The sequence below is a fragment of the Streptomyces glaucosporus genome (genome assembly GCF_039533345.1).
Taxonomy (GTDB): Bacteria; Actinomycetota; Actinomycetes; order Streptomycetales; family Streptomycetaceae; genus Streptomyces; species Streptomyces glaucosporus.
This window is the reverse complement of the sequence record NZ_BAAATJ010000002.1, coordinates 289207-313915: the sequence shown is the minus strand read 5'-3', so window position 1 is coordinate 313915 and position 24709 is coordinate 289207. Positions and strand designations below refer to the sequence as shown.

Annotated in this window: 27 protein-coding genes; 11 read left to right on the top strand and 16 right to left on the bottom strand. The window is 72.8% G+C overall.

Annotated elements, in window-relative coordinates:
• Positions 1-33: 33 nt before the first annotated feature.
• Positions 34-342 (bottom strand): helix-turn-helix domain-containing protein, encoded by a 309-nt coding sequence (locus tag ABD358_RS03565; RefSeq protein ID WP_344629319.1) that lies wholly within the window; start codon positions 340-342, stop codon positions 34-36.
• On the bottom strand, positions 339-686 hold the full coding sequence (locus ABD358_RS03560) for a type II toxin-antitoxin system RelE/ParE family toxin (protein WP_344629318.1): 348 nt from the start codon (positions 684-686) through the stop codon (positions 339-341). Before ABD358_RS03560 ends, ABD358_RS03565 begins: the two co-directional genes overlap by 4 nt.
• 316 nt (positions 687-1002) lie before the next feature.
• On the opposite strand from ABD358_RS03560, the gene ABD358_RS03555 reads away from it, so the two are divergent.
• Positions 1003-1221 (top strand): DUF5302 domain-containing protein, encoded by a 219-nt coding sequence (locus ABD358_RS03555; RefSeq protein ID WP_344629317.1) that lies wholly within the window; start codon positions 1003-1005, stop codon positions 1219-1221.
• 50 nt (positions 1222-1271) lie between these two features.
• Here ABD358_RS03555 and ABD358_RS03550 read toward each other — a convergent pair whose 3' ends face one another.
• Positions 1272-2276, bottom strand: a complete 1005-nt coding sequence (locus tag ABD358_RS03550) for a zinc-binding dehydrogenase (protein ID WP_344629316.1) — start codon at positions 2274-2276, stop codon at positions 1272-1274.
• Between the two features lie 64 nt (positions 2277-2340).
• Entirely contained in the window at positions 2341-3303 is a 963-nt protein-coding gene (locus tag ABD358_RS03545; protein ID WP_344629315.1) for a helix-turn-helix transcriptional regulator, read from the bottom strand.
• Positions 3304-3366: 63 nt separating this feature from the next.
• Here ABD358_RS03545 and ABD358_RS03540 point away from each other — a divergent pair, with 63 nt between their 5' ends.
• Positions 3367-4578 (top strand): epoxide hydrolase family protein, encoded by a 1212-nt coding sequence (locus ABD358_RS03540; protein ID WP_344629314.1) that lies wholly within the window; start codon positions 3367-3369, stop codon positions 4576-4578.
• A gap of 57 nt (positions 4579-4635) precedes the next feature.
• Here ABD358_RS03540 and ABD358_RS03535 read toward each other — a convergent pair whose 3' ends face one another.
• Positions 4636-5133, bottom strand: a complete 498-nt coding sequence (locus ABD358_RS03535) for a hypothetical protein (protein ID WP_344629313.1) — start codon at positions 5131-5133, stop codon at positions 4636-4638.
• A 44-nt stretch (positions 5134-5177) separates the two neighbouring features.
• Between ABD358_RS03535 and ABD358_RS03530 the strand changes: the two genes are divergently transcribed.
• The gene (locus tag ABD358_RS03530; RefSeq protein ID WP_344629312.1) at positions 5178-5375 is read left to right on the top strand and encodes a hypothetical protein; all 198 of its coding nucleotides are present in this window, start codon (positions 5178-5180) and stop codon (positions 5373-5375) included.
• Between the two features lie 428 nt (positions 5376-5803).
• Here ABD358_RS03530 and ABD358_RS03525 read toward each other — a convergent pair whose 3' ends face one another.
• Together ABD358_RS03525 and ABD358_RS03520 are read right to left on the bottom strand one after the other, a co-directional pair.
• Positions 5804-6385 carry a hypothetical protein gene (locus tag ABD358_RS03525; protein ID WP_344629311.1) on the bottom strand — a complete coding sequence of 194 codons (582 nt, stop codon included), beginning with the start codon at positions 6383-6385 and terminating at the stop codon, positions 5804-5806.
• A gap of 264 nt (positions 6386-6649) precedes the next feature.
• Positions 6650-7225, bottom strand: a complete 576-nt coding sequence (locus tag ABD358_RS03520) for a TerD family protein (protein ID WP_344629310.1) — start codon at positions 7223-7225, stop codon at positions 6650-6652.
• Between the two features lie 192 nt (positions 7226-7417).
• Here ABD358_RS03520 and arfB point away from each other — a divergent pair, with 192 nt between their 5' ends.
• Positions 7418-7855, top strand: a complete 438-nt coding sequence (gene arfB, locus ABD358_RS03515) for an alternative ribosome rescue aminoacyl-tRNA hydrolase ArfB (protein WP_344629309.1) — start codon at positions 7418-7420, stop codon at positions 7853-7855.
• A 197-nt stretch (positions 7856-8052) separates the two neighbouring features.
• Positions 8053-8541 (top strand): hypothetical protein, encoded by a 489-nt coding sequence (locus tag ABD358_RS03510; protein ID WP_344629308.1) that lies wholly within the window; start codon positions 8053-8055, stop codon positions 8539-8541.
• Between the two features lie 111 nt (positions 8542-8652).
• Here ABD358_RS03510 and ABD358_RS03505 read toward each other — a convergent pair whose 3' ends face one another.
• From ABD358_RS03505 to ABD358_RS03490, 4 genes are all read right to left on the bottom strand, one after another.
• Positions 8653-9837 (bottom strand): S8 family serine peptidase, encoded by a 1185-nt coding sequence (locus tag ABD358_RS03505; RefSeq protein ID WP_344629307.1) that lies wholly within the window; start codon positions 9835-9837, stop codon positions 8653-8655.
• Between the two features lie 22 nt (positions 9838-9859).
• Positions 9860-11206, bottom strand: a complete 1347-nt coding sequence (locus ABD358_RS03500) for a hypothetical protein (protein WP_344629306.1) — start codon at positions 11204-11206, stop codon at positions 9860-9862.
• Positions 11207-11220: 14 nt separating this feature from the next.
• Positions 11221-11676 (bottom strand): hypothetical protein, encoded by a 456-nt coding sequence (locus tag ABD358_RS03495; RefSeq protein ID WP_344629305.1) that lies wholly within the window; start codon positions 11674-11676, stop codon positions 11221-11223.
• A 131-nt stretch (positions 11677-11807) separates the two neighbouring features.
• Positions 11808-12365, bottom strand: a complete 558-nt coding sequence (locus ABD358_RS03490; protein ID WP_344629449.1) for a flavin reductase family protein — start codon at positions 12363-12365, stop codon at positions 11808-11810.
• A 339-nt stretch (positions 12366-12704) separates the two neighbouring features.
• Between ABD358_RS03490 and cdgB the strand changes: the two genes are divergently transcribed.
• Complete coding sequence (gene cdgB, locus ABD358_RS03485) at positions 12705-14330, top strand: diguanylate cyclase CdgB (protein WP_344629304.1); 1626 nt, start codon at positions 12705-12707, stop codon at positions 14328-14330.
• Between the two features lie 118 nt (positions 14331-14448).
• Entirely contained in the window at positions 14449-15417 is a 969-nt protein-coding gene (locus ABD358_RS03480; RefSeq protein WP_344629303.1) for a carbohydrate-binding protein, read from the top strand.
• 73 nt (positions 15418-15490) lie between these two features.
• Here the strand turns inward: ABD358_RS03480 and ABD358_RS03475 are convergent, their stop codons facing one another.
• The 4 genes from ABD358_RS03475 to ABD358_RS03460 form a co-directional block, all read right to left on the bottom strand.
• On the bottom strand, positions 15491-16351 hold the full coding sequence (locus tag ABD358_RS03475) for a class II fructose-bisphosphate aldolase (protein WP_344629302.1): 861 nt from the start codon (positions 16349-16351) through the stop codon (positions 15491-15493).
• A gap of 103 nt (positions 16352-16454) precedes the next feature.
• Positions 16455-17417, bottom strand: coding sequence for a 1-phosphofructokinase family hexose kinase (locus ABD358_RS03470; RefSeq protein ID WP_344629301.1), 963 nt, complete (start codon positions 17415-17417; stop codon positions 16455-16457).
• Between the two features lie 158 nt (positions 17418-17575).
• Positions 17576-18751 (bottom strand): N-acetylglucosamine-6-phosphate deacetylase, encoded by a 1176-nt coding sequence (gene nagA, locus ABD358_RS03465; RefSeq protein ID WP_344629300.1) that lies wholly within the window; start codon positions 18749-18751, stop codon positions 17576-17578.
• A 4-nt stretch (positions 18752-18755) separates the two neighbouring features.
• Positions 18756-19727 carry an ROK family protein gene (locus ABD358_RS03460; RefSeq protein WP_344629299.1) on the bottom strand — a complete coding sequence of 324 codons (972 nt, stop codon included), beginning with the start codon at positions 19725-19727 and terminating at the stop codon, positions 18756-18758.
• 139 nt (positions 19728-19866) lie between these two features.
• Here ABD358_RS03460 and ABD358_RS03455 point away from each other — a divergent pair, with 139 nt between their 5' ends.
• A complete protein-coding gene (locus ABD358_RS03455) occupies positions 19867-21186 on the top strand; it encodes a hypothetical protein (protein ID WP_344629298.1) in 1320 nt (439 codons plus the stop codon).
• Positions 21162-22304: a hypothetical protein gene (locus ABD358_RS03450; protein ID WP_344629297.1), complete on the top strand. Its 1143-nt coding sequence runs from the start codon at positions 21162-21164 to the stop codon at positions 22302-22304. Before ABD358_RS03455 ends, ABD358_RS03450 begins: the two co-directional genes overlap by 25 nt.
• 30 nt (positions 22305-22334) lie before the next feature.
• Here ABD358_RS03450 and ABD358_RS03445 read toward each other — a convergent pair whose 3' ends face one another.
• Positions 22335-23282, bottom strand: a complete 948-nt coding sequence (locus ABD358_RS03445) for an SIS domain-containing protein (protein WP_344629296.1) — start codon at positions 23280-23282, stop codon at positions 22335-22337.
• A 222-nt stretch (positions 23283-23504) separates the two neighbouring features.
• Here ABD358_RS03445 and ABD358_RS03440 point away from each other — a divergent pair, with 222 nt between their 5' ends.
• Complete coding sequence (locus ABD358_RS03440; RefSeq protein WP_344629295.1) at positions 23505-23762, top strand: DUF3263 domain-containing protein; 258 nt, start codon at positions 23505-23507, stop codon at positions 23760-23762.
• A gap of 77 nt (positions 23763-23839) precedes the next feature.
• Positions 23840-24703: a trehalose-phosphatase gene (otsB, locus tag ABD358_RS03435; protein WP_344629294.1), complete on the top strand. Its 864-nt coding sequence runs from the start codon at positions 23840-23842 to the stop codon at positions 24701-24703.
• Positions 24704-24709: the final 6 nt, after the last annotated feature.

The following is a 24709-nucleotide window of genomic DNA, read 5'->3' as shown; positions in this document are numbered from 1 at the left end:
GGGCTTTCCGCGGAGCCGGACCGGCAACCGGCCCTACGCGCTCTCGGCGTGCGGGGTGAGGTCCACGCGCAGGTCCAGGGCCAGGGCCTCGGCGAGCCGTGCCAGCACGGGCAGCGTGGGGACCGTGCCCCCCGCCTCGAAACGGGCGATCGCCGACTGCGTCATCCGGGCGCGGCGTCCCACCTCGCTCTGCGACAACCCGAGTTCCAGGCGGCGGCTGCGCACCTTCTCGCCCAGCTCGAACCGGAGCCGCGCCGCCGCGTACTCCCGTTCGATCTCGGCGCTGACCGGTCGCGCCGCGCGGGCCTGGGCAAGACCGGTACGTCCGCTCGTGTCGGTCACAGCTCCTCCTCCACGGTGTGCGCCTCTTCCTGGCACTGCTTGAGGGCCTGCCTCGCACGCTCCACCTCGAGGAACTCCCTCATCCGTGTCTTGGGGAACACGGTGAGCATGACGATCCGCCGTCCGGGAGCGATCCAGTAGGTGATGCGGACCCGCTGCCCTCCACAGTAGAACCGCAACTCCCGCAGTTTGCCGTCCAGCTGCCGCGTGTACGGCTCCCCCAGGTGGACGCCTCTCTCCTCCAGAAGGTCGAGGTGCATCAGGGCCTGCGCCCAGCGCTTGTCGTCCAGATGCTCCAGCCATGAGGCGACCTCGGGCTCGAGCTCAACGGTACCCCAGCTCATAGCACAGAAGCTATATTCCGGCGGGTGCGGGCAGCGCGCCCTTCACGGAGCGCCACTCGACAGTGGTAGATGTGGTGATCACGGTTGACGACTGCCGACCGGCCAGGGCATGAGCCTCCCGCCCCGGCCCAACGTCTGCCTCCGCTGACCGGTCACCGGTCCCTCCTCCGGACCCCGGGGCCGTCCGCGACCGCGCGGGCGGCCCCGGGGCTTTCCGCGGAGCCGGACCGGCGCGGTGGTCGAAACGGCCTCGCGGGCCGGCCCCCTTCTGTGTGAGGCTGACCGGTGCAGCCCCTTCATCCCCCCGGGAGGTCCCATGCAGGAGAACCAGGCCGGTTCCGAGACCGAGACCGAGTTCGAGGCCGAGAACGAGAACGAGAACGAGAACGACCTCAAGCAGAAGTTCAGAGAGGCGCTGGAGCGCAAGAAGCAGACAGGACAGGAGCGCCGGGCGCACGAGGAGAGCCGCTCGAAGGTCGGCGGAATGCGCCGCGAGGCCGGCCGGAAGCGGAACTTCCGGCGCAAGGCGGGCTGACGGCGACCGCGCGCCGCACCCCGTCCGTGTGCGGCGCGCGGAGAGCCAGCTCAGGGCACCAGCACCACCTTGCCCAGCGTGGCGCGGCTCTCCAGGGCGCGGTGGGCGCGGGCCGCGTCCGCCAGCGGGAAGTGGTGGACGAGGGGGACGAGGACGCCCGCTGCGGCCAGCCCCATGGCCTCCTCCTCCAGAACCCGCAGGTTCCCCGGGCCGCCGATCCGGTCGAACATCGGCTTGCCCGTCACCGACCGCGAGGTGATGCCGAGGCGCTCCTGCTCCTCCCTCGACGGCGCGGTCCGCGCCTCGGGGGAGAGCACGGCGGAGGAGTGACCGTAGGACAGGTGGGTGCCGCCGGGCGCGAGGAGCGACAGGGCGGTACGGCCCAGGTGCCCGCCGACCCCCTCGAAGAGGTGGGTGAGGGGCCGGTCGCCGAACTTCTCGCGGACCCGGTCCGCCCAGTCGCCCGCGGTGTAGTCGACGGCGAGGTCCGCGCCCAGCTCCCGCACCGCCGCGGCCTTCTCCGGGCCGCCCGCGGCGCCGACGACGGTGGCGCCGCGGTGCCGGGCGTACTGGACGAGGAGGCTGCCGACCCCCCCGGCCGCCGCGAGGACCAGGACGGTGTCGGCGGGGGAGGGGTCGGCGAAGCGGAGGATGCCCATCGCGGTGCGGCCGGTGCCGATCATGGCGACGGCGTGGTCCTCGCTCACCCGGTGGGGCAGCGCGTGGAGCCGTTCGACGCCGGTGACGGCCAGCTCGGCGTACCCGCCGGGCGCCTGGCCGAGGTGGGCGACGACGCGCCGGCCGAGCCACTGCGGGTCGACGCCCTCGCCGAGCGCGTCGACCGTCCCGGCGACCTCCCGTCCGGGGACGGTGGGCAGCTCGGGCAGGGGGACCGGGCCGAGCGGCCTCCCCTCGCGCAGGGCGACGTCGAGCAGGTGCACCCCGGCCGCCGCGACGGCGATCCGCACCTGTCCGGGGCCGGGCTCGAGGTCCGGGACCCGCTCGTGGCGGAGGTTGTCGGCGTGGCCGAAGGCGTGCAGGCGGATGGCGCGCATGGGCTCTCCCGTGGGCGGCGGCCTGACTGGCGCGCCCACTCTGCGACCTCAAGCCGACTTGAGGTCAAGGACGTCGGGGAAGGGCGCGCAGACAGCGCTCGGCGTGGGCGCGGAGGGCGTCGACGAGTTCGGGCGGCCCGTCGACCAGGGTGAAGTCCAGGTCCACCGAGGTGATCATCCACTGCAGCGTCCAGACGGAGTCCGCGCCGACGCGCAGGAGGCAGCGCCGCTCGTCCACGGCCTCGATCGCGCCGGTGCCGGGCCAGACACGCCCGGCCGCCTCCTTCGCGGACGCGTGCAGCGCGACCGTCGCCCGGTACGGCCAGGCGCGCTGTGACAGCCGACGGGAGAGGTAGGCGGCGACGTCTCCGTCGGGCGGCGGCCGGGGCGTGAACCTCGGCCCGGTCGGTGGGCGCGGGGTCAGCCGGTCCACCCGGAACACGCGCCAGTCGTCACGGTCGAGGTCCCAGGCGACCAGGTACCAGTGCCGGTCGAAGTGCACCAGGCGGTGGGGCTCGACGGAGCGGACCGTGGCGGCGGAGCGCGGGCCGGTGTGGTCGAAGCGGAGGCGCTCGCCGCGCCGGCAGGCGTCGGCGATCACCGTCAACGTGTCCGGCTCCACCTCCGGTACGGACGGCCCGACGCGCAGCACGGCCCGGTGGAGGGAGTCCACCCGGTGGCGCAGGCGGGAGGGGAGCACCTGGCCGAGCTTGGACAGGGCGCGCAGGGCCGCCTCCTCGATGCCCGCGACCGTCCCGTTCGCGGCCGTCCGCAGGGCGATCGCCGCGGCGACCGCCTCGTCGTCGTCGAACAGGAGCGGCGGCAGGGACGCGCCGGCGTCGAGGCGGTAACCGGCGGTCCCCCGAGCGGCGTGCACCGGATAGCCGAGCTCGCGCAGCCGGTCCACGTCACGGCGGACGGTGCGGGACGACACGCCCAGGCGCTCGGCGAGTTCGGCGCCGGTCCACTGCCGGTGCGCCTGGAGGAGCGAGAGCAGCCGCAGCAGCCGGGCGGAGGTCTCCAGCATGTCGCCCAGACTGCCACGGACTTGGGACCGAACCCGTCCTAACCGCTCCCTAACCTCCCGGCCATGGCACACGACACGTCCCGCGAATCCGCCGTCCGCCCCTTCCGCATCGAGGTCCCGCAGCACCGGATCGACGACCTGCACGCCCGACTGGCGAACACCCGCTGGCCGGACGAGCTGCCGGACATCGGTTGGAGCCGCGGGGTCCCGGTCGGCTACCTGAGGGAGCTGGCCGAGCACTGGCGCACCTCGTACGACTGGCGGCGGCAGGAAGCCGCGCTCAACGCGCACCCGCAGTTCCTCACCACCGTCGACGGGCAGAACCTGCACTTCCTCCACGTGCGGTCCCCCGAGCCGGACGCCGTCCCGCTGGTGCTGCTGCACGGCTGGCCCGGCGGTTTCACCGACTTCCTGGACGTCGTCGGACCGCTCTCCGACCCCCGGTCGCACGGTGGGGACCCGGCCGACGCCTTCCACCTGGTCGTCCCGTCACTGCCGGGGTTCGGGTTCTCCACGCCGCTGGCCGGGCCCGGGATGAACGCCGCCCGGATGGCCGAGGTGCTCGACCGGCTGATGGCGCGGCTCGGCTACGAACGGTACGGCGTCCAGGGCTACGACACCGGCTCCTGGGTGGCGCCCGAGATGGGCCGGCGGGCACCCGAGCGCGTCATCGGCATCCACCTCAACGCGATGATCGCCTTCCCCGTGGGAGAGGAGGGCGAGACGGAGGGCCTGAGCGAGGCCGACCAGCGGCGCTGGCGGCGCATGCAGGACTTCAACGACGGCTACCTGCAGTGCAACGCCAAGCGGCCCCAGACGGTGGCGTACGGCCTGCACGACTCGCCGGTGGGTCAACTCGCCTGGATCGTGGAGAAGTTCAAGGAACTCACCTGGCCGGAGGACGGCCTGCCCGAGGACAGCGTCGAACGGGACCGCTTCCTGACCGACGTCTCGCTGTACTGGTTCACCGGCACCGCCGGATCGGCCGCGCAGATCTACTACGAGGAGATGTCCGCGAACACCTGGAGCGACGCGGAGGCCGACGGGGACGGCGGCGAGTGGGACGGCGAAGGGGAGGGGTGGGCTCCCAGGCGCGGCACCGTCCCGACGGGCGTTTTGGTCTCCGCCCACGACGTGACCGTACGGCGGTGGGCCGAGCGCGACCACACCATCACGTCCTGGACCGAACTGGACTCGGGCGGTCACTTCCTGGCCATGGAGGCACCGGAGGTCCTGACCGCCGACGTGCGGAGGTTCTTCCGGAAGCTGCGCTGAGGCCCCCCTCCACGGCCGGGCGCGGGTCCACGCGGACCCGCGCCCGGCGCTTCCGGCTCACACGCGCGGGAAGCGGGCCTGGAGGTCCCAGATCACGGGGTTGTCGCCCAGCTCCTCGTGGATGTCGGTGAGGTCGGCGATCAGGTCGTGGAGGAAGTCGCGGGCCTCGCGGCGCAGCATGCCGTGGTTGAACGTCAGCGGCGGCTCGTGCTCGGGCAGCCAGTCGGCGGTGATGTCCACCCAGCCGAAGCGGCGCGTGAAGTGCAGGTTGTCGGCCGACTCCACGAAGTCCAGCTCGGCGTGTTGGGGACGGGAGGCGCGGCTGCCGAGCGGGTCGCGGTCGAGTCGCTCGACGATGTCGCACAGCGCCCACGCGAAGTCCAGCACCGGCACCGTTCCCCGGGCCGTGGACAGCTCCCGGTCGGTCTCGGTGTCCGCGAGGTAGACGTCGCCGCAGAACAGGTCGTGCCGCAGCGTCCGCACGTCCGCCGTGCGGTAGTCCGTCTGCGGTGGGTCGGGGAAGCGGGAGGAGAGGGCGTAGCCGATGTCGAGCACGGAAGCGATGGTGGCACGCCCGGGGCCCGTGCGCGCCGCCGGGCGTGTCACTCCTGATCGCCGCCGGAGTCTGGCTCAGGGACGAGATGCGCGCCCCGGTGGACGAGGAGTACCGCTCGGTGGACTGCCGCCTGGGACGGCACCGGACGTGCCGGGAGGGGGAGGAGACCGAGCCGCCGTGCGAGGGCGTGACCGTCCTGCGCTGCGCCTGCCCCTGCCACCACCGGGACGACGCCACCTGACCCCCAGGCCGTGGGCGGGAGGTTCGACGGCGGGTGGTTCGTTCTGCCCCTCCGGAGAAGCGAACGAGCCGCCCGCCGGTTCCTCCGTCCAGGAAGATCCAGCGGGTGTTCCGCAGCACGCACGCGCTCAACGGAAAGATTCGACACCGTCGGCGACAAGCCGTACCGGTTTCAGTCCCTCAACGGTGCTTGGATGCCTGAGGTGGTTTGGACGGGAAAATCAACTTCTCCTCGCAGTCGGCCACCTCATAGGCGTGCCCGACAACCCGGAAAGCGAAATCAGAGACCACCTGTCAGAGCCTTTCCCCGATGCACTGCTTTCGCTGAAAATACCCGCCGATGCTATGAGTGCGCAGGGGGGGCGAGTGCGGACTCTTTTCGAACCCGGGGGATTGCTCGGAAATCGGCCCCTGCTTAACCCGCCGCGCTTAAACGCACTCGTTGGAATTTCCGACAGCCCTACTATAAGAAGCGATCAGATGTTTCATTTCGGATGCCTTGGGGGTTCTTTCCGTGTCAATCCGAGCCGATACGAACAACTTCATCCCGGGCATGCGCGGATCCTTGCAACGGACCTCGGCAATCGCTCCTGTCCGCGAGTACATGTAGGGCGACTCCTCTATTACTTTTTCCCCTTCTCCTCCTAGTCCCACTCTGTCGCGCCCGCGCAGCCCTACCACAATGTTGGCGGCCTCGCGTAGTTCGGTCCCCTCTCCATGCCACTCGATGCCAACAGAGAGCACCTGTTCCCCGTCCACCTTCAGGCGGCAGTAACCAAGCGGGCTGTCTTCCCCCGTTGAATCGAAAGACAGGCTCGTGCCGGGAGGAAGGAGAGGATCAAGAACCTCTGGCGGTACCCGGTCCCCGCATAGCGAGTTGGGGACCTCGTACCCCCTTTCCTCCGCCGCCGGCTCCGAGCAGGCACTGGGAATGAACACTACTGTCAGCGCTCCGGCGAGGAGAAAAATTCCTTTTGGATTGAACCTGCCGGCGATGTCCTGTCCGGCCAATGTAGCCATCCTTTCCAAGGCTGACGAGCAGGGAAATGCATTAGAAATGCCTACGGCAAGCTGCTGAGGAGTCGGGTTCCGGGGCCGCGAACCGAGCGACGACGGACACCGACCCCCCTATTCAGGGCGAGAGGGCCCATGCACGGAACTGCTCGCATCGAGGCCCTTCTTGGCCCCGGCAGAACGCACAGGGCGCCCGGCACCGCGATCACACGGTGCCGGGCGCCCTGCGGAGTGCGGCGGGGCCGCCTGGACGGGGCTGTCTCAGACGTTGACGCCGAAGTCCTGGGCGATGCCCGCCAGGCCCGAGGCGTAGCCCTGGCCGACCGCGCGGAACTTCCACTCCGCGCCGTGGCGGTAGAGCTCGCCGAAGACCATGGCGGTCTCGGTGGCGGCGTCCTCGCTCAGGTCGTAGCGGGCGATCTCGGAGCCGCCGGCCTGGTTGATGATGCGGATGTAGGCGTTGCGGACCTGGCCGAAGTTCTGGCTGCGCGACTCGGCGTCGTAGATCGACACCGGGAAGACGATCTTGTCGATGTCCGCGGGCAGCGCGGCGAGGTTGACGTTGATCTGCTCGTCGTCGCCCGCGCCCTCACCGGTGCGGTTGTCACCGGTGTGCACGATCGACTGGTCCGGGGTGGACTTGTTGTTGAAGAAGACGAAGTGCTGGTCCGAGTAGACCTTGCCGTCGGCCTTGACCGCGATGGCGCTGGCGTCCAGGTCGAAGTCGGTGCCGGTGGTCGTACGGACGTCCCAGCCGAGGCCGACCGTCACGGCGGTCAGGCCGGGGGCCTCCTTGGTGAGCGAGACGTTGCCGCCCTTGGACAGGCTTACAGCCATGGGGATGCCCTTCCGTGGTGTTTCTCTGCCGGCCCGGTGTCCGGCCTGTTGTCAGGTTCGTTTTCCTACCCCCTCCAACGCTGACGGACGGGGGTGGGGTTCCACGATCCTTTGCCTTCTTTACCTTCGTTGCCAAGTGACGGGGCCGAGGACCCGGAAAACGCCGTGACTCGGGGCCCGGCGGGCGGGAACATGGACGGCATGTCCGGGCCCTACCTCATCCGTGGCTCGGTCTCCCTGCCGGAGACCGAGCTGAGCTGGCGTTTCTCCCGTTCGTCCGGGCCCGGCGGCCAGCACGTCAACACGTCCGACTCCCGGGTCGAGCTCCGCTTCGACCTCGCCCGCACCGAGGCCCTGCCCCCGGTGTGGAAGGAGCGCGCGCTGGAGCGCCTCGCCGACCGGCTGGTGGACGGCGTGCTGGTCGTCCGGGCCTCCGAGCACCGCTCCCAGTGGCGCAACCGCGAGGCCGCGGCCGTGCGGATGGCCTCGCTGCTGGCGGAGGCGACGGCCCCGCCGCCGCGCCCGCGGAAGAAGAGCAAGATTCCGCGCGGGATCAACGAGCGGCGGCTGCGGGGCAAGAAGCACCGCGCCGAGATCAAGCGGGGCCGCTCCGGGAAGGACTGGGGGTAGGGCGTCCCCCCCCGGGCGCCGGGAAGGCCCCGGGCAACCGTTCGGCCGTCGGTGGCGTCTTGCACATGGTGATCACGGGGATCACGGGGATGCGCTCGCCGGGATGACCACACCCGGGAGGAGCCTCCCGGGCCGAGGCGGACGGGCCCCGAGCCGGGCCGCCGGCCGCGCCGTACGCCGAGGAAGGCAGCCAACACGTGTCGATTCTGGCGGTCCTGTTATCCCTGCTGGGCATGGCCGCGGTGCTCGCCATACCCGTCTGGCTCATCACGGTCGTCGTCAAACTCGTCCTGGTCGCCCTGCCCCGGCGCCGCCCGGACTGGGGCGTGAATCTGTTGCGCTGGGGCTCGGTCATGGCGGCGGTGGCAGCCGCAGACCTCTACCTGATCGGGCTCGGCCTGGTCCGGTTTGCGGCCAGCGAATCCGAGTCCGGCACGGACTCGGCCCCCTCGCCCTCGTGCCGGGACGAGGTGCCGGGCGCGATCGAGAGCATCGCCGGATACGAGCCGTCCTACGTCCCGCTGGGGTTCGACTGCATCCTGGACGACGGCACCACCTACCCGGGCAGCGGCATCTACGCCTGGCTGAACGGGATCGTCCTCGCGTTCGTCGTCGCCGCCATCGCGCTGAGGGTGGCGGGCGGATACGCGGCCGAGCGCCGCGCCCGGAAACAGACCGAGACGTGACCGTTTCTGCGGAAGCCCCCTCGGGAAGCGGTACGGAAAACGAAGCGCCCGCCCCGGTCTCGCACGAGACCGGGGCGGGCGCTTCGGTTCTGCCTGACCGGCGCGGCGGACTCAGGTGCGGCGGCGTTTGGTGAGGAGGAGGGTGGTGGCGGCGATGGCGGCGAGTGCGGCGGCGCCGATGCCGATGGCGGTCCAGGGCGGTCCGCTGCCGGTGTCCTCCTGTGCGGCTTGGCTCTCGGTGGAGTCGGCGGAGGGCTGTTCCTGGTTCTTGGCGTCCTTGGAAGCGGCGTCGGGGGAGGGGGACTTGGAGGCTTCGAGGGAGGCGAAGTACTTGGAGAACAGCGGGCTCTTGTCGGCCGGTCCGGGATCGCCGTCACCGTCGATGAGTACCTGACCGGGCCTGACGACACCGTGGCCCAGGTACATGCTGGGCTCCTCGCCGCGCTCCGACCGCCCGGTCGTTTCGACCATCACGCGGAGGACCTGGTGGTTGGTCCAGTCGGGGTGTTTGGACCAGATCAGGGCGGCGGAGGCGGAGGCGATGGCGGTCGCCACACTCGTACCGCCGGGGTCGCCGGGGGCGGTGAGGGCCAGGTGCGGGCCGTAGTTGGAGAAGTCCGCCACCGTGCCGGTCTTGTCCACAGCTCCCACAGCGACGACGCCGGGCAGGATTGCCGGGTAGGCGTACTTCACCTGGCGGCCGTCATTGCCCGAGCCAGCGAAGACGAGCTTGCCGCGCTCGTTGGCCTCGTTGATCGCATCCTGGAGTTCGGTGCGGGTCTCGTTGTCCACGCCGGTCAAGACCTGCGAGATGTTGATGACCTTGGCGTCACTTCTGGCCGCGTACCGGATCGCCTCGACGAGGTTGTCATGATCGCTAAAGAACCCACCGCCAACGGTGGTACGCAGGGGGAGGATCTTCGCTGCCGGGGCCAGTCCCTGGAGGCCGTTGCCCGCGCCCGAGCCGGCGATCAGGGCCGCCATCTCCGTCCCGTGGCCGTCTTTGTCCTCGCGGGGGTTGGGGCTGTCCGAGGTGAAGCTTTTACCCGGCAGCAGGCGGCCTTCCAGACCGGGGATGGGGTTCACCCCGGAGTCGAGGACGGCGACGGTCACGCCTTCGCCCTTGGTGACTTTCCACAGTTCCGGGGCTTTCATGGCCTCGAGGTACCACTGCTGGTCCGGTCTGATGTCGGCGTGGGCGGGGGGCGCGAGCAGCCCCAGAGGCATGAGCGCGGCTGCCAGCAGGGCGGCCACGGTCAGGGCGCGTCTCTGCGGGGCGAGGGTGTGGGGGCGCATGGAGCAGTGCACTTCCTCGGGGTCAGTCGATGATCGGTGGCACCACGTTCCGCTGCCGCGACGCCCAGGTCTCCTCGTCCTCGGCGAGGTAGTCGGGCCGATCGCTGCCGCGTCGGCGGTTTTCCGGCGGAGGACTCGTGGTGGTCGGTCGTGCTGCCAGGCCAGGGTTGGCCGTACCGCCATGGACCAGCCCGGTACCACCCGGGGTGAAGGCTCGCCCGTGATTGCTGCCTGTGCGCTGGGCTCCCACCGCGCCACCGGGCTGCGATCCCATGGGACCTCCCGTGTACATACCCCTGTTCGCCGAAGTTCCGCCGCCGACGGTCCCGGGAGAACCACCGCCCACAGGCCGTCCCGCAGCGGTGTGGTCTCCGCCGGCGACGGTCCCCTGCGGGATTCCGGCCACAGGGCTCCCCACCTGTCGGGGCATGCCGCCGATGACGCCGTTACTGCTGGGGATCCGTGGCTGAACACTCCCTCCACCGAAGGCCGGTGATCGACCGGTGACGGGAGTGTGGGACGGAGTCTGGCCGACACGCTGGATCGGAGCGGTAGGCGCGATCGGAGCCAGGGATGGGGTCGACGGCCCAGTGGAGGGATGGGAAGGAGCGGGGTTGGCGGTCTGCGGCCGGGCCTCACTGACAGGAGCCGGGGCGACTGAATCGATCGTCATGTGAGTGGGCCGCTCGACCACAGGAGCGGGGCGTTCAGCCACAGGAGAGGGACGGTCGGCGATGGGGGAGGGGGACACCTCCGCCCTGTCCCTGGCAGACACCGTCCTCTCGGCGGAGACGCTCGTCTCCCTGGTTGTTGCCGACCCGCCCGGACCAGCGCTCGGCGTTGTGCTCGATGCGCTCGTGTCGGGGGCGCCGACCAAGTTCTCACCCGGCAGCGGTTTGAACTCCGGTTCCTCCGCGCCCCGGATGCTCTCCCCGGCCGCCCGGTAGTACGACGACAGCCGGTTCAGCTGGTTGATCGCCTCCTGGCGCTTGGCCTCTTCCTCCTTCTGGCGGGCCTTGTCCTTCTCCGGGTCGGCGTAGCACATCCCCTCCGGCTCCGGGATGGCCGCCTTGACCTCGGTCAGGGCCTGGCCCGCGTCCACCATGTGCCGCCCCAGTGTGCGGGCGTACATGGCGAACCGCATGGTCTCCAGCGCGAACTGCTGCCCCCACTCGCGGAAGGCGTCGGCGCCTTGGCCCTCCCACTTCACGCGGTCGATGTACGTGCGCAGCTCGTCCCCGATCTTGTCCATGTCGGAGCCGGCCTTGTTGAGCGCGTCGCCGCGGGACGTGAGCGCCTTGGGGTTGGCGTTCGCGACCATAGCGTTGAGCGCCGCGAGCGATTTGCCCTCGAACTCTCCTCCGGCCATTTCTGCCCTCCCCTTTAACGGAATTCCGAGTCCAGGTCGTCGGACTTGTCGGTGTCCTTGGCGTCGACGTTCCTGCCTGTCTGCTGATCGCCGTGCCGGGACTCGTGGTACTCCTCCACCCGCGTCCGGATGGAGTGGAAGCGCTGCCTGTGCTCGGCCTCGATGTTCTCGTAGCCCTTGTCCACGATCTGGGTGGCGATGCCCAGCGCCTCCAGCTGTTCGCCGAACAGCCGGGAGAGGGTCTTCAGCCGCTCGTGGGCCTTCTCGTACTGGGAGGACAGGTCCTCCGCCGCGCTGAAGCCCGTGCCGTACGCGTCCGGGGTGATGTCCTGATTGCTGATCTGCTTGTGGGACGCAGGCGACGACTCCAGCTCGTCGATGATGTCGTCGATGCGCCTCTTGAAGTCGGCAAGGGTCTCGGCCTCGTACGCGAGATCCTTGCCGCCGCCGATGCCAGGACGATCCGTCACGCCGTGCCCCCGTCCCCCGGTTGACTGTCACGTTGTGCCATGGACGTGCCACGTCAGTGTAATGGGGGAACGCTTTCGCTCGCTCGGTGGTGTCGATTCGGGCAGTCGGGTGTCGCGGCCGGGGGGCGTGGTTAGGCCAGACGGTGGTAGCGGCCGCGGAAGTACGCCAGCGGGCCGCCCTCGGCGCCCGGCAGGGACGTGGCCAGCACCCGGCCGATCACCAGGGTGTGGTCCCCGGCGCTCACCCGCTGCTCGGTGCGGCACTCCACCGTCGCCAGGGCGCCGCCCACCAGGGGCGCGCCGGACGCCTCGCCGCGTGTGCAGGGCATGTCCTGGAAGAGGAGCCGGTCGCTGACGCGGCCGCGCATGGAGAAGCGTCCGGCGATGTGCCGCTGGGTCTCGGTGAGGATGGACACGGCCCACAGCGGCTGCCTCTCCAGCAGTTCGTCCATCCGGGAGTCCTCGCGCACGCTCACCAGGACCAGCGGCGGGTCCAGGGAGACGGAGAGGAAGGAGGTGGCGGTCATCCCGACGTCCTCGCCGCGCGGTCCCTCCTCGGGGTCGTGCGCCGTCACCAGTACCACACCCCCGGCCAGTCGGGACATGGCGGCGCGGAATTCGTCCTCGGTCACCCCTTCAGGATGGGGGAGCCCGGCGGGCCGGGGCGAAACGGGGGCGTTCTGGGACATCTGCTGCTGCGGTGTCTGGTGCACACTCCGCACGCTAAACGCTGTCGGCCGGACGTGCATCGGTCCCCGGGACCAGTCCGGACCTAGGTACATTGGCTGAACGATCCCGCAGGTCAGGGGCGGGATTTGCGTTCGGCACGGGTGTGAAGCAGGGTGAGGGTGTCCCACGCACCGCAGTCGTGTGCCCACGCTCCGTTGTGACTTGAGTCACACAAGGCATCAATTGCTGACCCTGTGTACCGGCTGGGCAGCTCACTGTGATTCAGTGGCTTGACGACAGGTGAACGTTTAAACCCGGATCATCTGGAGTTGCTCACTCACGTCTTCAGGGGGAGGGCGATGGAAGCCGAGTCGGAGCCGTACGTGCGCCTCGCCACCCTGCGCAAACTCCACCAGTCCATGGCGGAGCTCAACACCGGGCGCAGCCTGGCGGACACCCTGCAGACCGTGGCCGACGGGATCGTGAAGGGGCTGGACTTCGGGTTGGCCGCGGTCAACCTCGTCCAGCCCGACGGGGACCTCGTGGTGGCCGCCGTCGCGGGCAGCGAGGGCGCCGAGGCCATGATGGCGGGCCGTACGGGCTCGCGGGCGGCCTGGGAGCGCCGCCTGGCCATGGGGGAGCGCTGGGGGGAGCTGCGCTTCATCCCGTACAACGAGGCGTGGGTCCTGCTCGACGACGACGTGCCGCAGTGGCACACCGCCGGCCCGGCCCCCCGGTACCCCGACGAGTGGCACCCGATGGACATCCTCCTGGCGCCGATGTACTCCGCCGACGGCGATCTGCTGGGTGTGATCTCCGTCGACAAACCGCGCAGCGGACGGCGCCCCGGTGCGTGGGGGCGCGAAGCGCTCCAGATGTACGCCTTCCAGGCGGGGATCGCGATCAGCAACGCCCGTTTGCGGGCGAACATGCAACGCGCGCTGGTCCGGCTGGAGCGCGAGCAGCAGGCGCTGCGGGCGAGCGAGGAGAGTTTCCGGCAGGCGTTCGAATACGCGCCCAGCGGCATGGCCATCACCGAGCTGGGCGGCGACCAGCACGGCCGGCTGGTGCGCACCAACGACGCGCTGTGCCGCCTGCTGGGCCGCCCGGCGTCGGCGCTGCGGCGCTACAGCTTCTCCGACCTCGTCCACCCCGAGGACCTGACCACCCTGCTGCGGACCTCCGCCGAGGGCGGCCGGGCCGAGCTGCGGCTGGCGCGGCGCGACGGGTCCTACGTGTGGGTGTCCCTGCGCAACTCCGTGGTGGCCGACGCGGCGGACGGGCCGCGCTGCCTGCTCACCCACGTCGAGGACATCGAGGAGCGCAAGCGGCACGAGCTCCAGCTCGCCCACCGGGCCAGCCACGACTCGCTCACGGGCCTGCCCAACAGCGCCGAGCTCCGCGCCCGGCTGAGCGCCCGGCTGTGCGACAAGCCCGCGCCGGTGTCCGACGCGGCGCAGATGGGGCCGGACGGGGGCGCGTACGGCGCCTACGGCCTGGACGACTTCGCCGGGCTCGGGACGGAGGCGGTGGCCGGCTACGACCACCACGTGCACACCGTGCCGCCCTCCGGCGACAACCCCTCGGAGAAGGGGCTCGCGGTCCTCTTCTGCGACCTCGACGGCTTCAAGTCGATCAACGACCGCTTCGGTCACCACTGCGGCGACGCCGTGCTGATCGAGGTCGCCCGCCGCCTGTCGAGCGGGGTGCGCGACAACGACACCGTCGCCCGTCTGGGTGGGGACGAGTTCGTGGTGCTGGCGGACGGGCTGGGCCGCGAGGACGCCGCCGACCTGGCCGTACGGCTGCGCAACGCGATCATCCCGCCCATCCGCGTGGAGGGCCGCGCGGTGCGGGTGGGGGCCAGCTTCGGGATCAGCTGGGCCGGGTGCGGGATGACCGCCGACGAGGTCCTGCAATCCGCCGACCAGCGGATGTACGTCGAGAAGCGGGCACGGGCGAAGGCGCACCGCCGGGCCGGGTGAGGGCCGGGCGGGCCGGGCGGCCCCGGAGGGGGTGGAACGGGATCCGCGTCACGGCGTCCTTTAAGCCGAAAGAGGTAGGCTGCGCCGGGCAGGCACCTGTAGTAGAGGAGCGCACGGAATGACCGCCGGTAACAACGGCTCGGGCACGCCGGACAACGACGACCCGTTCGCCTACCTCTACCGCTCCGAGGACGGCACGGGCGGTGGCGCGAGCGGTACGGCGACACAGCAGCCCGGTGTCCCCCGCACGTCGTACAACCAGGTCCGCCCCGTCGGCGAGCGCCGGTACGGCGGGCAGCAGGCACGGCAGCCGCAGCAGCCCCCGCAGCCGCCGGGGCATCCGAGCACCCACTACGCGGCCCCCGAGACCGTGCCCGGCGGCCGTGCCGCCGTCCGGCAGGGCGCTCCCGCCGGCCGGGGCAGGGCCGCGGCGCGCGGCGGCCGCAACCACAAAGGCCTGCTGATCGGCGCCATCGCGGTCGTCGCGGCCGTGGTCATCGGCGTGGGCTCGGCGATCTTCTTCAGCAGCGGGGACGACGCGCCCGGAAACCAGGCGGGCGGCTCCCCGGCGCCCACCGCCGAGGCCGGCGGGGGCGGAAACGCGGACGGGGACGGCGGACAGGACAAGGACAAGGACGAGGACGCCGAGAAGACGGGCTCCCTGCCCAAGGAGGACGCGGCCAGCCTCCGCCCGGAGGGCGGCGCGACCGTGGCCAAGGAGATCCAGGGGTCCCGGGCCAGGAGCGGCGCCTACGTCGCGGGCCTCGACAAGCCCGGCGCCTCGGTGAACTGGGTCTTCGACGTCCCCGAGGGCGGCAAGTACACGCTGTTCGTCGGCTACGGCGTGCCCGGCAAGGACGCGAACTCCACCCTCACCGTGAACGGCAAGCCCCAGGGCCAGCCGCTCAACATGCAGAACTTCGCCCGGGCCGAAGAGGGCCAGTGGGACAAGGGCTGGACGCGGACCTTCGCCTGGATCGAGCTGAACAAGGGCACCAATACGGTCAGCATCTCCTGCGAGGAGGGCAACCAGTGCGGCTTCGTCCTGGACCAGGTGTGGCTGAAGGAGGGCCACGTCAAGAGCTGACCGCCGGGGGCTGACAGCCGCCGGGGGCCGGCCGCCGGGAGTCGGTGGCCGGGGCCGGCGGCTCCCGTCCTTCTCAGGGGCCGATCGCCTTCAGGAAGGCCGCGACCGTCTCCGCCATGGCCTCGCGCGCCGGGCGCAGGTACTTCCGGGGGTCCACCGTGCGGACGTCCCCCTCCAGGAAGGCGCGGACGGCGCCGGTGAAGGCGGCGTTGAGCGCGGTCCCCACGTTGATCTTGGTCATGCCGGCCTCGACGGCCCGGCGCAGCTCCCCGTCCGGCACGCCGGACGAGCCGTGGAGCACCAGCGGGACGGGAACGGTCCGGCGCAGCTCGCCGATGAGGCCGTGGTCGAGGACGGCGGTGCGCTCGGTCATCGCGTGGGAGCTGCCGACGGCGACGGCGAGCGCGTCCACGCCGGTGGCGGCGGTGTACTCGGCGGCCTCGGCGGGATCGGTCCGCGCCCCCGGGGCGTGGGCGTCCAGGACGGTGCGGCCGGGGTCGCCGGGCTTGCCGCCGACCCGGCCCAGTTCGGCCTCCACCCACATCCCGTGCCCGTGGCCGAAGCGCACGGCCCGCGCGGTGGCCTCGACGTTCTCGGCGTAGGGCAGCTTCGAGGCGTCGAACATCACCGAGCCGAACCCCGCCGAGGGGGCCTGGCGCAGCAGATCGAAGCTCTCCACGTGGTCCAGGTGGAGGGCCAGCGGAGCGGCGGAGGACCGCGCCACGGCCGTCGCCGCTGCGGCGACGGGGGCGAGCCGTCCGCCGTGGAACCGCACCGCGTTCTGGGAGATCTGGAGGATCGCGGGGACGCCCGCGGTCTCCGCCCCGGCGGCGATCGCCTCGGCGTGCTCCAGGGTGATGACGTTGAACGCCGCGACACCGCGGCCGGAGGCGTACGCGGCCGTGACGAGGTCCGCGGTGCCGACCAGTGGCATGGCTGCTCCGTTCCCGTGCGCTCGGTTCCCGTGTGCTCCCTGCCCCGCGCCCCGTCCCCGTGTGCTTCCGCGCCCCCGCCTCCACGCGCCCGGCGCGGGGCGGTCACCCCACCGCGGACGCCGCCGCCGCTCTCTGCCGGGTGACGGTCACCGCGGGCAGCAGCTCCTCGTAGACCGCCCGGTCGAACTCGCCCGCCGTCTCGGCCCGTACGGTCGCCGCGGCCAGGGCGGTGGCGCGCACCAGCCGGTCCGGCCAGGACAGCCCCTCGGCGAGGCCGGAGAGCAGCGCGGCGACCACGGAGTCGCCCGCGCCGGTCGGGTTGCCGGCCATCCGCCGGGGCGGGGTGACGCGCCAGGCGCCGTCCGGGGTGAGCGCGAGCAGCCCGTCCGCGCCCAGGGACGCCACGACGGCGTGCGCCCCGCGCCGCTGGGCCAGCCGCGCGGCGTGCAGCGGCTCGGTGCTGCCGGTGATCCCGGCCAGCTCCTCGGCGTTGGGCTTGACGACGTCCGGCCGGGCGGCGAGACCGCGCCGCAGCGGCTCCCCGTCGGTGTCCAGCACGACGGGCACGCCCGCGGTGCGCGCCGTGCGCACCAGCGTGCCGTACGCGCCGACGGGCACGCCGGGCGGCAGGCTCCCGCACAGGGCGACGGCGTCGGCGCCGGCGAGGAGTTCGCCGTAGACGTCCAGGAAGCGCTCCCACTCGGCCGGGGATATCTGCGGTCCCGGCTCGTTGAACAGCGTGGCCCCGGCGCCGGGGCCGCCCGACTCCTCCACGACGCTCACGGTGCGGCGGGTGGTGCCGCCGGTGGTCACGAGCGCGTCCCCGACGGGTCCGGGCTCGGTCACCTCCGTCAGCAGCTCCCGCACCCTCTCGCCCGTCGGGCCGCCCGCGAACCCGGTCACCAGCGTCTCGTGGCCCAGCGCGGCCAGTACCCGGGCCACGTTCAGGCCCTTGCCGCCCGGGCGCTCGGCGACCTCCCGGACACGGTGGGAGGCGCGGGGCTCCAGACGGGGAACGCGGTAGGTGACGTCCAGGGCCGCGTTGAGCGTGACGGTCAGGATCATCCGGTTTCCGCCTCCCACCGGCGAGTGTGTGAACATTCCGCAGACCTACGGTGACGTAGGCTCGCCGACCGCGCGAGCGATCATGCCAAAGAGGAGGCGGTTGTCCCAGGTGTCCGGAGCAACCGCCTTCACCCGATGGGCGGAACGTCCGGTGACGATCAGCCCATATCGGGGCGGACCACCCACTCGCCCCTGCGCATGACCCCCGCCAGCCGGTACCGGTCGTCCAGCACCACCAGGTCCGCGTCCTTCCCCGCCTCGATCGACCCCACCCGGTCGGCGAGGCCCAGCAGCCGCGCCGGATTCGTCGACAGGGCCATGACAGCCTCGTGGATCGGCAGGCCGTCCACCGTCACCGCGCGCCGCAGCACGGTGTCCAGGGTGAGCGTGGACCCCGCGATCGAGCCGCCCTCCACCAGCCGGGCGACCCCGCCGGTGACCTCCACCTGGAGCGGCCCCAGCGGATAGACGCCGTCCCCCATCCCGGCCGCCCCCATGGCGTCGGTGACGAACGCCACCCGCCCCGCACCCGCCCGGGCGAAGGCCAGCTCCAGCACGGCGGGGTGGAGGTGCGTGCCGTCGTTGATCAGCTCGACCGTGACCCGGTCGTCCTCCAGCAGCGCCGCCACCGGGCCGGGCGTGCGGTGCAGCAGCGACGGCATCGCGTTGAACAGGTGGGTGGCGACCGTCGCGCCCGCCTCGACGGCCTTCAGCGTCTCCTCGTACGTGGCGTCCGTGTGGCCGACGGCCGCGATCACCCCGTGGTCGGCGAGCAGCCGCACGGAGTCCAGGCCGCCGGGCAGCTCCGGCGCGAGCGTCACCATCCGCGCCGTGCCGCGCGCCGCGTCCAGCAGCTTGCGGACGTCCGCCGGATCAGGGTCGCGCAGCAGGTCGGGGTCGTGGGCGCCGCAGCGGCTGCGAGCGATGAACGGCCCCTCGAAGTGGACGCCCGCCAGGTCGCCCTGCTCGACCAGCTCGGACAGGACGCCGGCCTGCCGGGCGAGGTCGTCCAGGTGGCCGGTGACGGTGGAGGCGACCATCGTCGTCGTGCCGTGCGCCCGGTGGGTGGCGACGACCTCCAGCGCCTCCTCGGCCGAACCAGAGGAGAAGGAGGCCCCGCCGCCGCCGTGCACGTGCATGTCGACGAAGCCCGGCACGATCCAGTACCCGGTCAGGTCGAGCGTGCCGGCCTCGCCGGGGACGTCGGCGGCGATCCGGCCGTCCTCGACGGTCACCCGGCCGCCCTCGGCCACCCCGTCCGGCAGGACCACCCTGGCGCCGGTCAGCACCGTGCGCCGCGCCCCCTTCGTCTGCGCCGTCTTCGGCTCGGTCATCGCTCTAAACCTCCGCGGAGAGTAGGTCCCAGGCGAGGAGCCCCGCGCCCAGGCACCCGGCGGCGTCCCCGAGGGCCGCCGGAACGATCGTGGGGAGCTGCTGGAAGGTGACCCTGGCGCGCACCGCCTCGCGCAGCGGGCCGAGGAGCGTCCCGCCCGCCTCGGCGAGCCCGCCGCCGACGATCAGCACCCGCGGGTCGAGCAGGGTCAGGGCCGTGACCAGGCCCTCGGCGAGCGCGTCCACCGCCTCCCGCCAGACGGCCGCCGCCCGCGGATCGCCGGCCTCCACGGCCGCGGCGGCATCGGCCGCCGTCGCCCCCGGGCGTCCGCACGCCGCCGCCCAGGCCCGCCCCACGGCGGCGGCGGAGGCGAACAGCTCCAGGCAGCCGCGCCGGCCGCAGCCGCACTCGGGACCGCCGGGGCGCACGGTGACGTGGCCGATCTCGCCCGCACCGCCGTGGGCGCCGGGCTCCACCCGGCCGTCGATGCCGATGGCGCCGGCGATGCCCGTGCCCAGGGCCACGAAGAGGAAGCGGTCCACGCCCGCGCCCGCCCCGATCCGCCCCTCGGCGAGCCCGCCGGTGCGCACGTCGTGCCCCAGGGCGATCGGGGTGGCGGGCGCGTCCAGCCGCTTGGCGAGCAGCTCCCGCAGGGGGACGTCCCGCCAGCCGAGGTTGGCGGAGTAGACGGCCGTCCCCTCCGCCTCGTCGACGATCCCGGGGACGGCGACCCCCACGGCGGCGGGCGGCACGCCGTAGCGGTCGACCCCGGCCTCCCACAGCTCCTCGGCGAACGCGAGCACGGTGCCGACCACGGCGTCCGGCCCGGCCTCCCGGCCGGTGGGCCGCCGCGCCTGGTGCAGCAGCGAGTGGTCGGCGCCGACGAGGGCGGCCTTGATCCCGGTGCCGCCCACGTCGAGCGCGACGACGTACGCGGCGGTGCCGTTCGCGGCGGTGGCGTTGTCCCGAGCAGTCACGGGGACAGTGTCGCGTGACTGCCATGAAAGGTCTAGTCCACTCTTCGATCTACGTCTCGCTCCGGTGTCCGCCCGTCCGGTGTTCCGGCCCGGCTCCCGCCGCCTTTGGTAGCGTCGCCCACCGGCGGAGGGGGGAGACATGAGACGTTCGTGGCGACGGAAACGAGTCCTGGCCCTCGTGGCGTGCGCGGTCGTCACCGCCGTCACCGCCACCGTCCTCGTCAGGGCGGAGTCGGCCGAACGCGCCGAGCGGCGCGCCGAGGTCCTGAGCGCCAACCGCGCCCGGGCGGAGAAGGCGTGCGCCGGCCTGCTGCCCGTCGGCCACCTCGCGGAGTTCCTGCCCGACGACTCCGCCGTCCGGACGGCGCAGTACGGCACGCTCCTCGACCCCGGCCAGGAGAGCCGGGCGCTGGTCGACTGCCGGCTCGGCTGGAACGACGGCGAGCAGGTCCAGGTGCGCGTGGCGCCCTGGTCCCCCCGTGACGAAGAGCCCGACGGCGAGTACCCCGAACCCTTCCCCTACCGGTTGCCGGACGGCTTCTCGGGCGGAATGAGCGAGGGAGGCTGGGACGCCGTGCTGCGCATCGCCTGCCCGAAGGCCCCTCCCGGACGGTTCCGCCTGGGCACGGACCTGAAGGTGTCGGTCGGTATGCCCGTGGACGAAGAGGACGACGGCCTGCCGGTCGCCGACTGGGCCGTACGCATCGCCGACTGGGTGAGCGAGCGCCGGGGATGCGGCACCGAGCCGCTCGGCCGGCTGGAACGGGCCCCACGAGCCGGCGGCGAGGAGACCGAACCGGAGGACCCGGCCACGCCCCGCCCGAGGGGCACCGGCCTGTGCGCCTGGCTGGACCCCGAGGCCATGGGCCACCCCAGACGGACAGAGGACGAGGTGGGGAAGTGGGACGTGTCGGGAGACGCGGCTTTCGACACTGCCCGGGGGGAGTGCCGCGCCGTCTTCGACGGCCACCGCCGCCCGAAGGAGATCAAGGGCATCAGCGCGATCAGCGCCTCCGGTGTCACGGCGCGCTGGTTCTACCAGGGCGGCGAGCTCCACCAATACGGCGACGAGCCCCGCAGCGGCGGACCGGAGCTGGAGAACGACCCGGAGGACTGGGTTCCGGCCTCCCGGGGGGAGTTCGCGCCGGCACCGCTGCGCGGGGCCCTGCCGTCCCTGGCCCTGTGGGCGGAGTCCGTGTGCGACGGCGGACAGACGTTCCACCGGGTCGCCATCACACCCGAGCTCGGGTACCTGCTGGAAGAGGTCCGCGGGGACGAACCGGAGTACGGGTCCGGTACGAAGCTGGACAGGAAGGCGCGCGAGGAGCTGTCGAGGGAGGTCAGGGCCGTGCTCGACCGCTACCTCAAGGCCTCCGGCGGCTGGCCCGCGCGGGCGGGCTGCCGGAACACGACGATCCTGGGGGAGGTCGAGGAATGGCGCATCGCCGTCGGCGGATGACCGTGGCCGGGGCGGTCCTTGGCGCGCTGCTCCTGCTCTCCGGAGGGTGGCTCTGGCTCAGGGGGGACGGCGGCGGGCAGGCGGCCGGCGACCCGCTGAGCAGCGCGTGCGACGGCGTGCTCCCCGAACGCGAGACCCGGGCGGTACTCGGAGCCGGCCCGTGGAAGAGGGACCCGGAAGCCGAACGCGGCGGGGGCGGCCTCGAACGCGTGGACGAGGCGCTGAACGTCGCATGCCGCCTCGGCCACGGAGCGTCCGAGAAGAGCCTCGACCACAACAGACCCTCGATCGAGGTGAGCGTCAACGGCGCCCCCGAGACGCGGAAGGTCGAGGGACGGAAGGCGTTCTACAAGGGGCTCTACCCGGGAGTCGGTGCGGAGGCCCCCGCGCCCCTGGCGGACGGCTGGACCGGCTTCTTCTCCCTGACCGGCCGTTCCCCGGAGGACGAGGGCACCGCCGCCGTGTTCCTGGAGTGCGCCGGGGGACGCCGTGACCTGTTGGTCACCGTCCGGGCGCAGAAGACCGGCACCTTCGACGACCCCGACCGCCGGATCGCCGTCGTGCGCCTGACCACGGCCACGGCCCGTGCCGCCGCCGAACGCTGGGGCTGCGAGGCGCGGTTCGGCGGACGGATCGGCGCGGTGCCGCTGCCGGTCGCCGAGGACGAGGACGTCCCCATCGGCGAGGCGGACGGGACGTGCGAGGGAGTGCCGGCCCGGGGCCGTACCTTCGCACGGGCCTGGGAGAACGCGCGGGGCGGTGCTCCGCGGGAGGAGTGCGTCGTCGGCAACAGCGGCGGCACCCGGCTCCACGTGCTGCGGGCCTTCTACGGCCCGTACGCGGAGCACGTGTGGGACGACTGGCGCCGCAACTACGCGTACGCCGACACACCCTCCGAGCAGTCGCCGTACGGAGTGCTGCCCGGAGGAGTCCTCTGGACCGCCGCCGACTGCCCGACCCCGTTCGACGGCGCGACCGCCCTGTTCACCGCCGGCCCCTTGAACAGGGGCTGGGGCGGCCTGACCGAGGAGGAGAAGGCGTACGGACGGGCTGCGCTGAAGGCGTTCGCCGAGGCGTCGGCGAAGCACCACGGCTGCTCCGCCCCGGCCACCCCCTGACCACCTGCCGTCCCGGGCGGCTCCGCCGCGTCAGCGCAGGATCACGCTGCGGGTGAGGTTGCGGGGCCGGTCCGGGTCCGCGCCGGCGGCCTCCGCCAGGGCGACGGCCAGGCGCTGGGCGCGGATCAGGTCGGCCATGGGGTCGAGCGCGCGCTCGCCGGTGGCCGCGCAGTCGGACTCGGCGATCAGGGCGCCGCCCACCTTGGCGACGTCGCCGGAGAGGCCCTCCGGCAGGGAGCCCAGCAGCCAGGCCACCCGGCCCGGGCCGGTGACGGCGATGGGGCCGTGGCGGTACTCCATCGCCGGGTACGCCTCCGTCCACGCCCCGGCCGCCTCGCGCATCTTCAGCGCCGCCTCCAGGGCCAGCCCGTACGTCCAGCCGCGGCCCAGGAACGTCCACTGCTCGGCGGTGAGCGCCGACTCCGGCAGCGGCTGGGTGACGGCCAGTTCCGCGTCGACCGCGGCCCGCTCCACCGGCTTCACCCCGGCCGGCGGCTCGCCGTGCCGCTCCAGGGCGGCGCGGAGCAGCGCCAGGGCGGAGGTGGCGAAGCGGGTCTGGACGACGGACTCCTCGTCGGCCCAGTCCAGCACGGCCACGTGGTCGGCCGCCTCCACGACGGGGGTGTCCGGGGCGGCGGTCAGGGCGGTGGCCGGGACGCGGCCCCGCAATTCGTCCAGCAGGCGGAGCACCTCGGAGGTGGTGCCGGACCGGGTGATCGCCACGACGCGGTCGTACGCGCGTCCCACCGGGAACTCCGAGGCGGCGAAGGCGTCCGTCTCGCCCTGCCCGGCCGCCTCGCGCAGCGCCGCGTACGCCTGGGCCATGAACCAGGACGTGCCGCAGCCGGTCACCGCCACCCGTTCGCCGGGGCGCGGCAGTACGCCGGCGGCGTCCGCCGCCGCTTCGGCCGCCCGCCGCCACGCGCCCGGCTGGGTGGCGATCTCGGCGGCGGTGCGGGACTGCTCTGCGGCGGCCATGCGAAGGCTCCTTGGGACGAGGACGAGGACGGGGTCGGGGTCGGCGGGCGGCCGGCGGGTGTTCTGCGCCGGGGGTACAGGGACGTGGATAGCAGCCGCGGCCCGGGGGATGAAGAACCGTTGCCGAAGCGATACGCGGCGTGGCGCGGGGCGGGGTACAAGCCCCGGGGCGGCCCGGCGAGGCCGGGAGGCGGTGTCCGAGCGCGGCAGTAGGTTGGAGAGGTGAGCACCGGAAGCGAGCGGTCGAACGAGGGCGGCCTGTCCGAGGAGGACAAGGCCGTGCTCGCCATCGAGCGGCGCGGCTGGCCGAGTCCCGGCGCGAAGGAGCGGGCGATCCGCGAACGCCTGGGCCTCTCGCCCACGCGCTACTACCAGCTCCTCAACGCCCTCCTGGACGACCCGCGCGCCCTCGTCCACGACCCGGTCACGGTCAACCGCCTCAGGCGCCGCCGGGACGCCCGGCGCGATCTACGCGGGTAGCGAGTGCGGAAGAGGCAGCGGGGACGGGTGCGGAGCGGGCGGAGATAGGGCGGCCGTGGCTGGGTAGTGTGCCGGGCATGGGCAGCCACTCCTCTCATCCCCTTTCCGAGCAGCTCCCCGAACCGACCACCCCCGCCGGGCGCGACGGCCTCGCCGCGCTGCTGGCCGACCCCGGACGGGCCGTGGTCGCCCTCGACTTCGACGGGACGATCGCCCCGATCGTCCCCGACCCCGACCGGGCCCGCGCCCACCCCGACGCCGTGCCCGTCCTGGCCCGGCTGGCGCCCGTGCTGCGGGCGGTGGTGATCGTCACCGGCCGCCCGGCCGAGGTGGCGGCGCGCTACGGCGGCTTCGCCGGGGCGGAGGGACTGGAGCATCTGGTGGTGCTCGGCGCGTACGGCGCCGAGCGCTGGGACGCCGCGACGGGCGAGGTCACCGCCCCGCCGCCGCCCCCCGGTGTGGAGGCCGTCCGGGCCGAGCTGCCCGGCGTCCTGGAGAAGGCGGGGGCCCCGGAGGGCACCTGGACCGAGGACAAGGGCCGGGCCGTCGCCGTCCACACCCGCCGCGCCGCCGATCCGCAGGGCGCCTTCGAGCTGCTGCGCGAGCCCCTGACCGAGCTGGCGGGAAAGCACGGCCTGGCCGTCGAGCCCGGCCGGTTCGTCCTGGAACTGCGGCCCCCGGGCATGGACAAGGGCGCGGCCCTGACGGACTTCCTCCACGAGACGGACGCCGGCTCGGTCCTCTACGGCGGCGACGACCTGGGCGACCTCGCCGCGTACGACGCGGTGGACCGGCTGCGCGGCCGGGGCCTGCCCGGGCTGCTGGTGTGCAGCGGCAGCGAGGAGGTCACGGCGCTGGCCGAGCGGGCGGATCTGGTCGTGGACGGGCCCGGCGGGGTCGTCGGCCTGCTGGGGAGGCTGGCGGACGCCCTGGCGGCCTGACCGGCG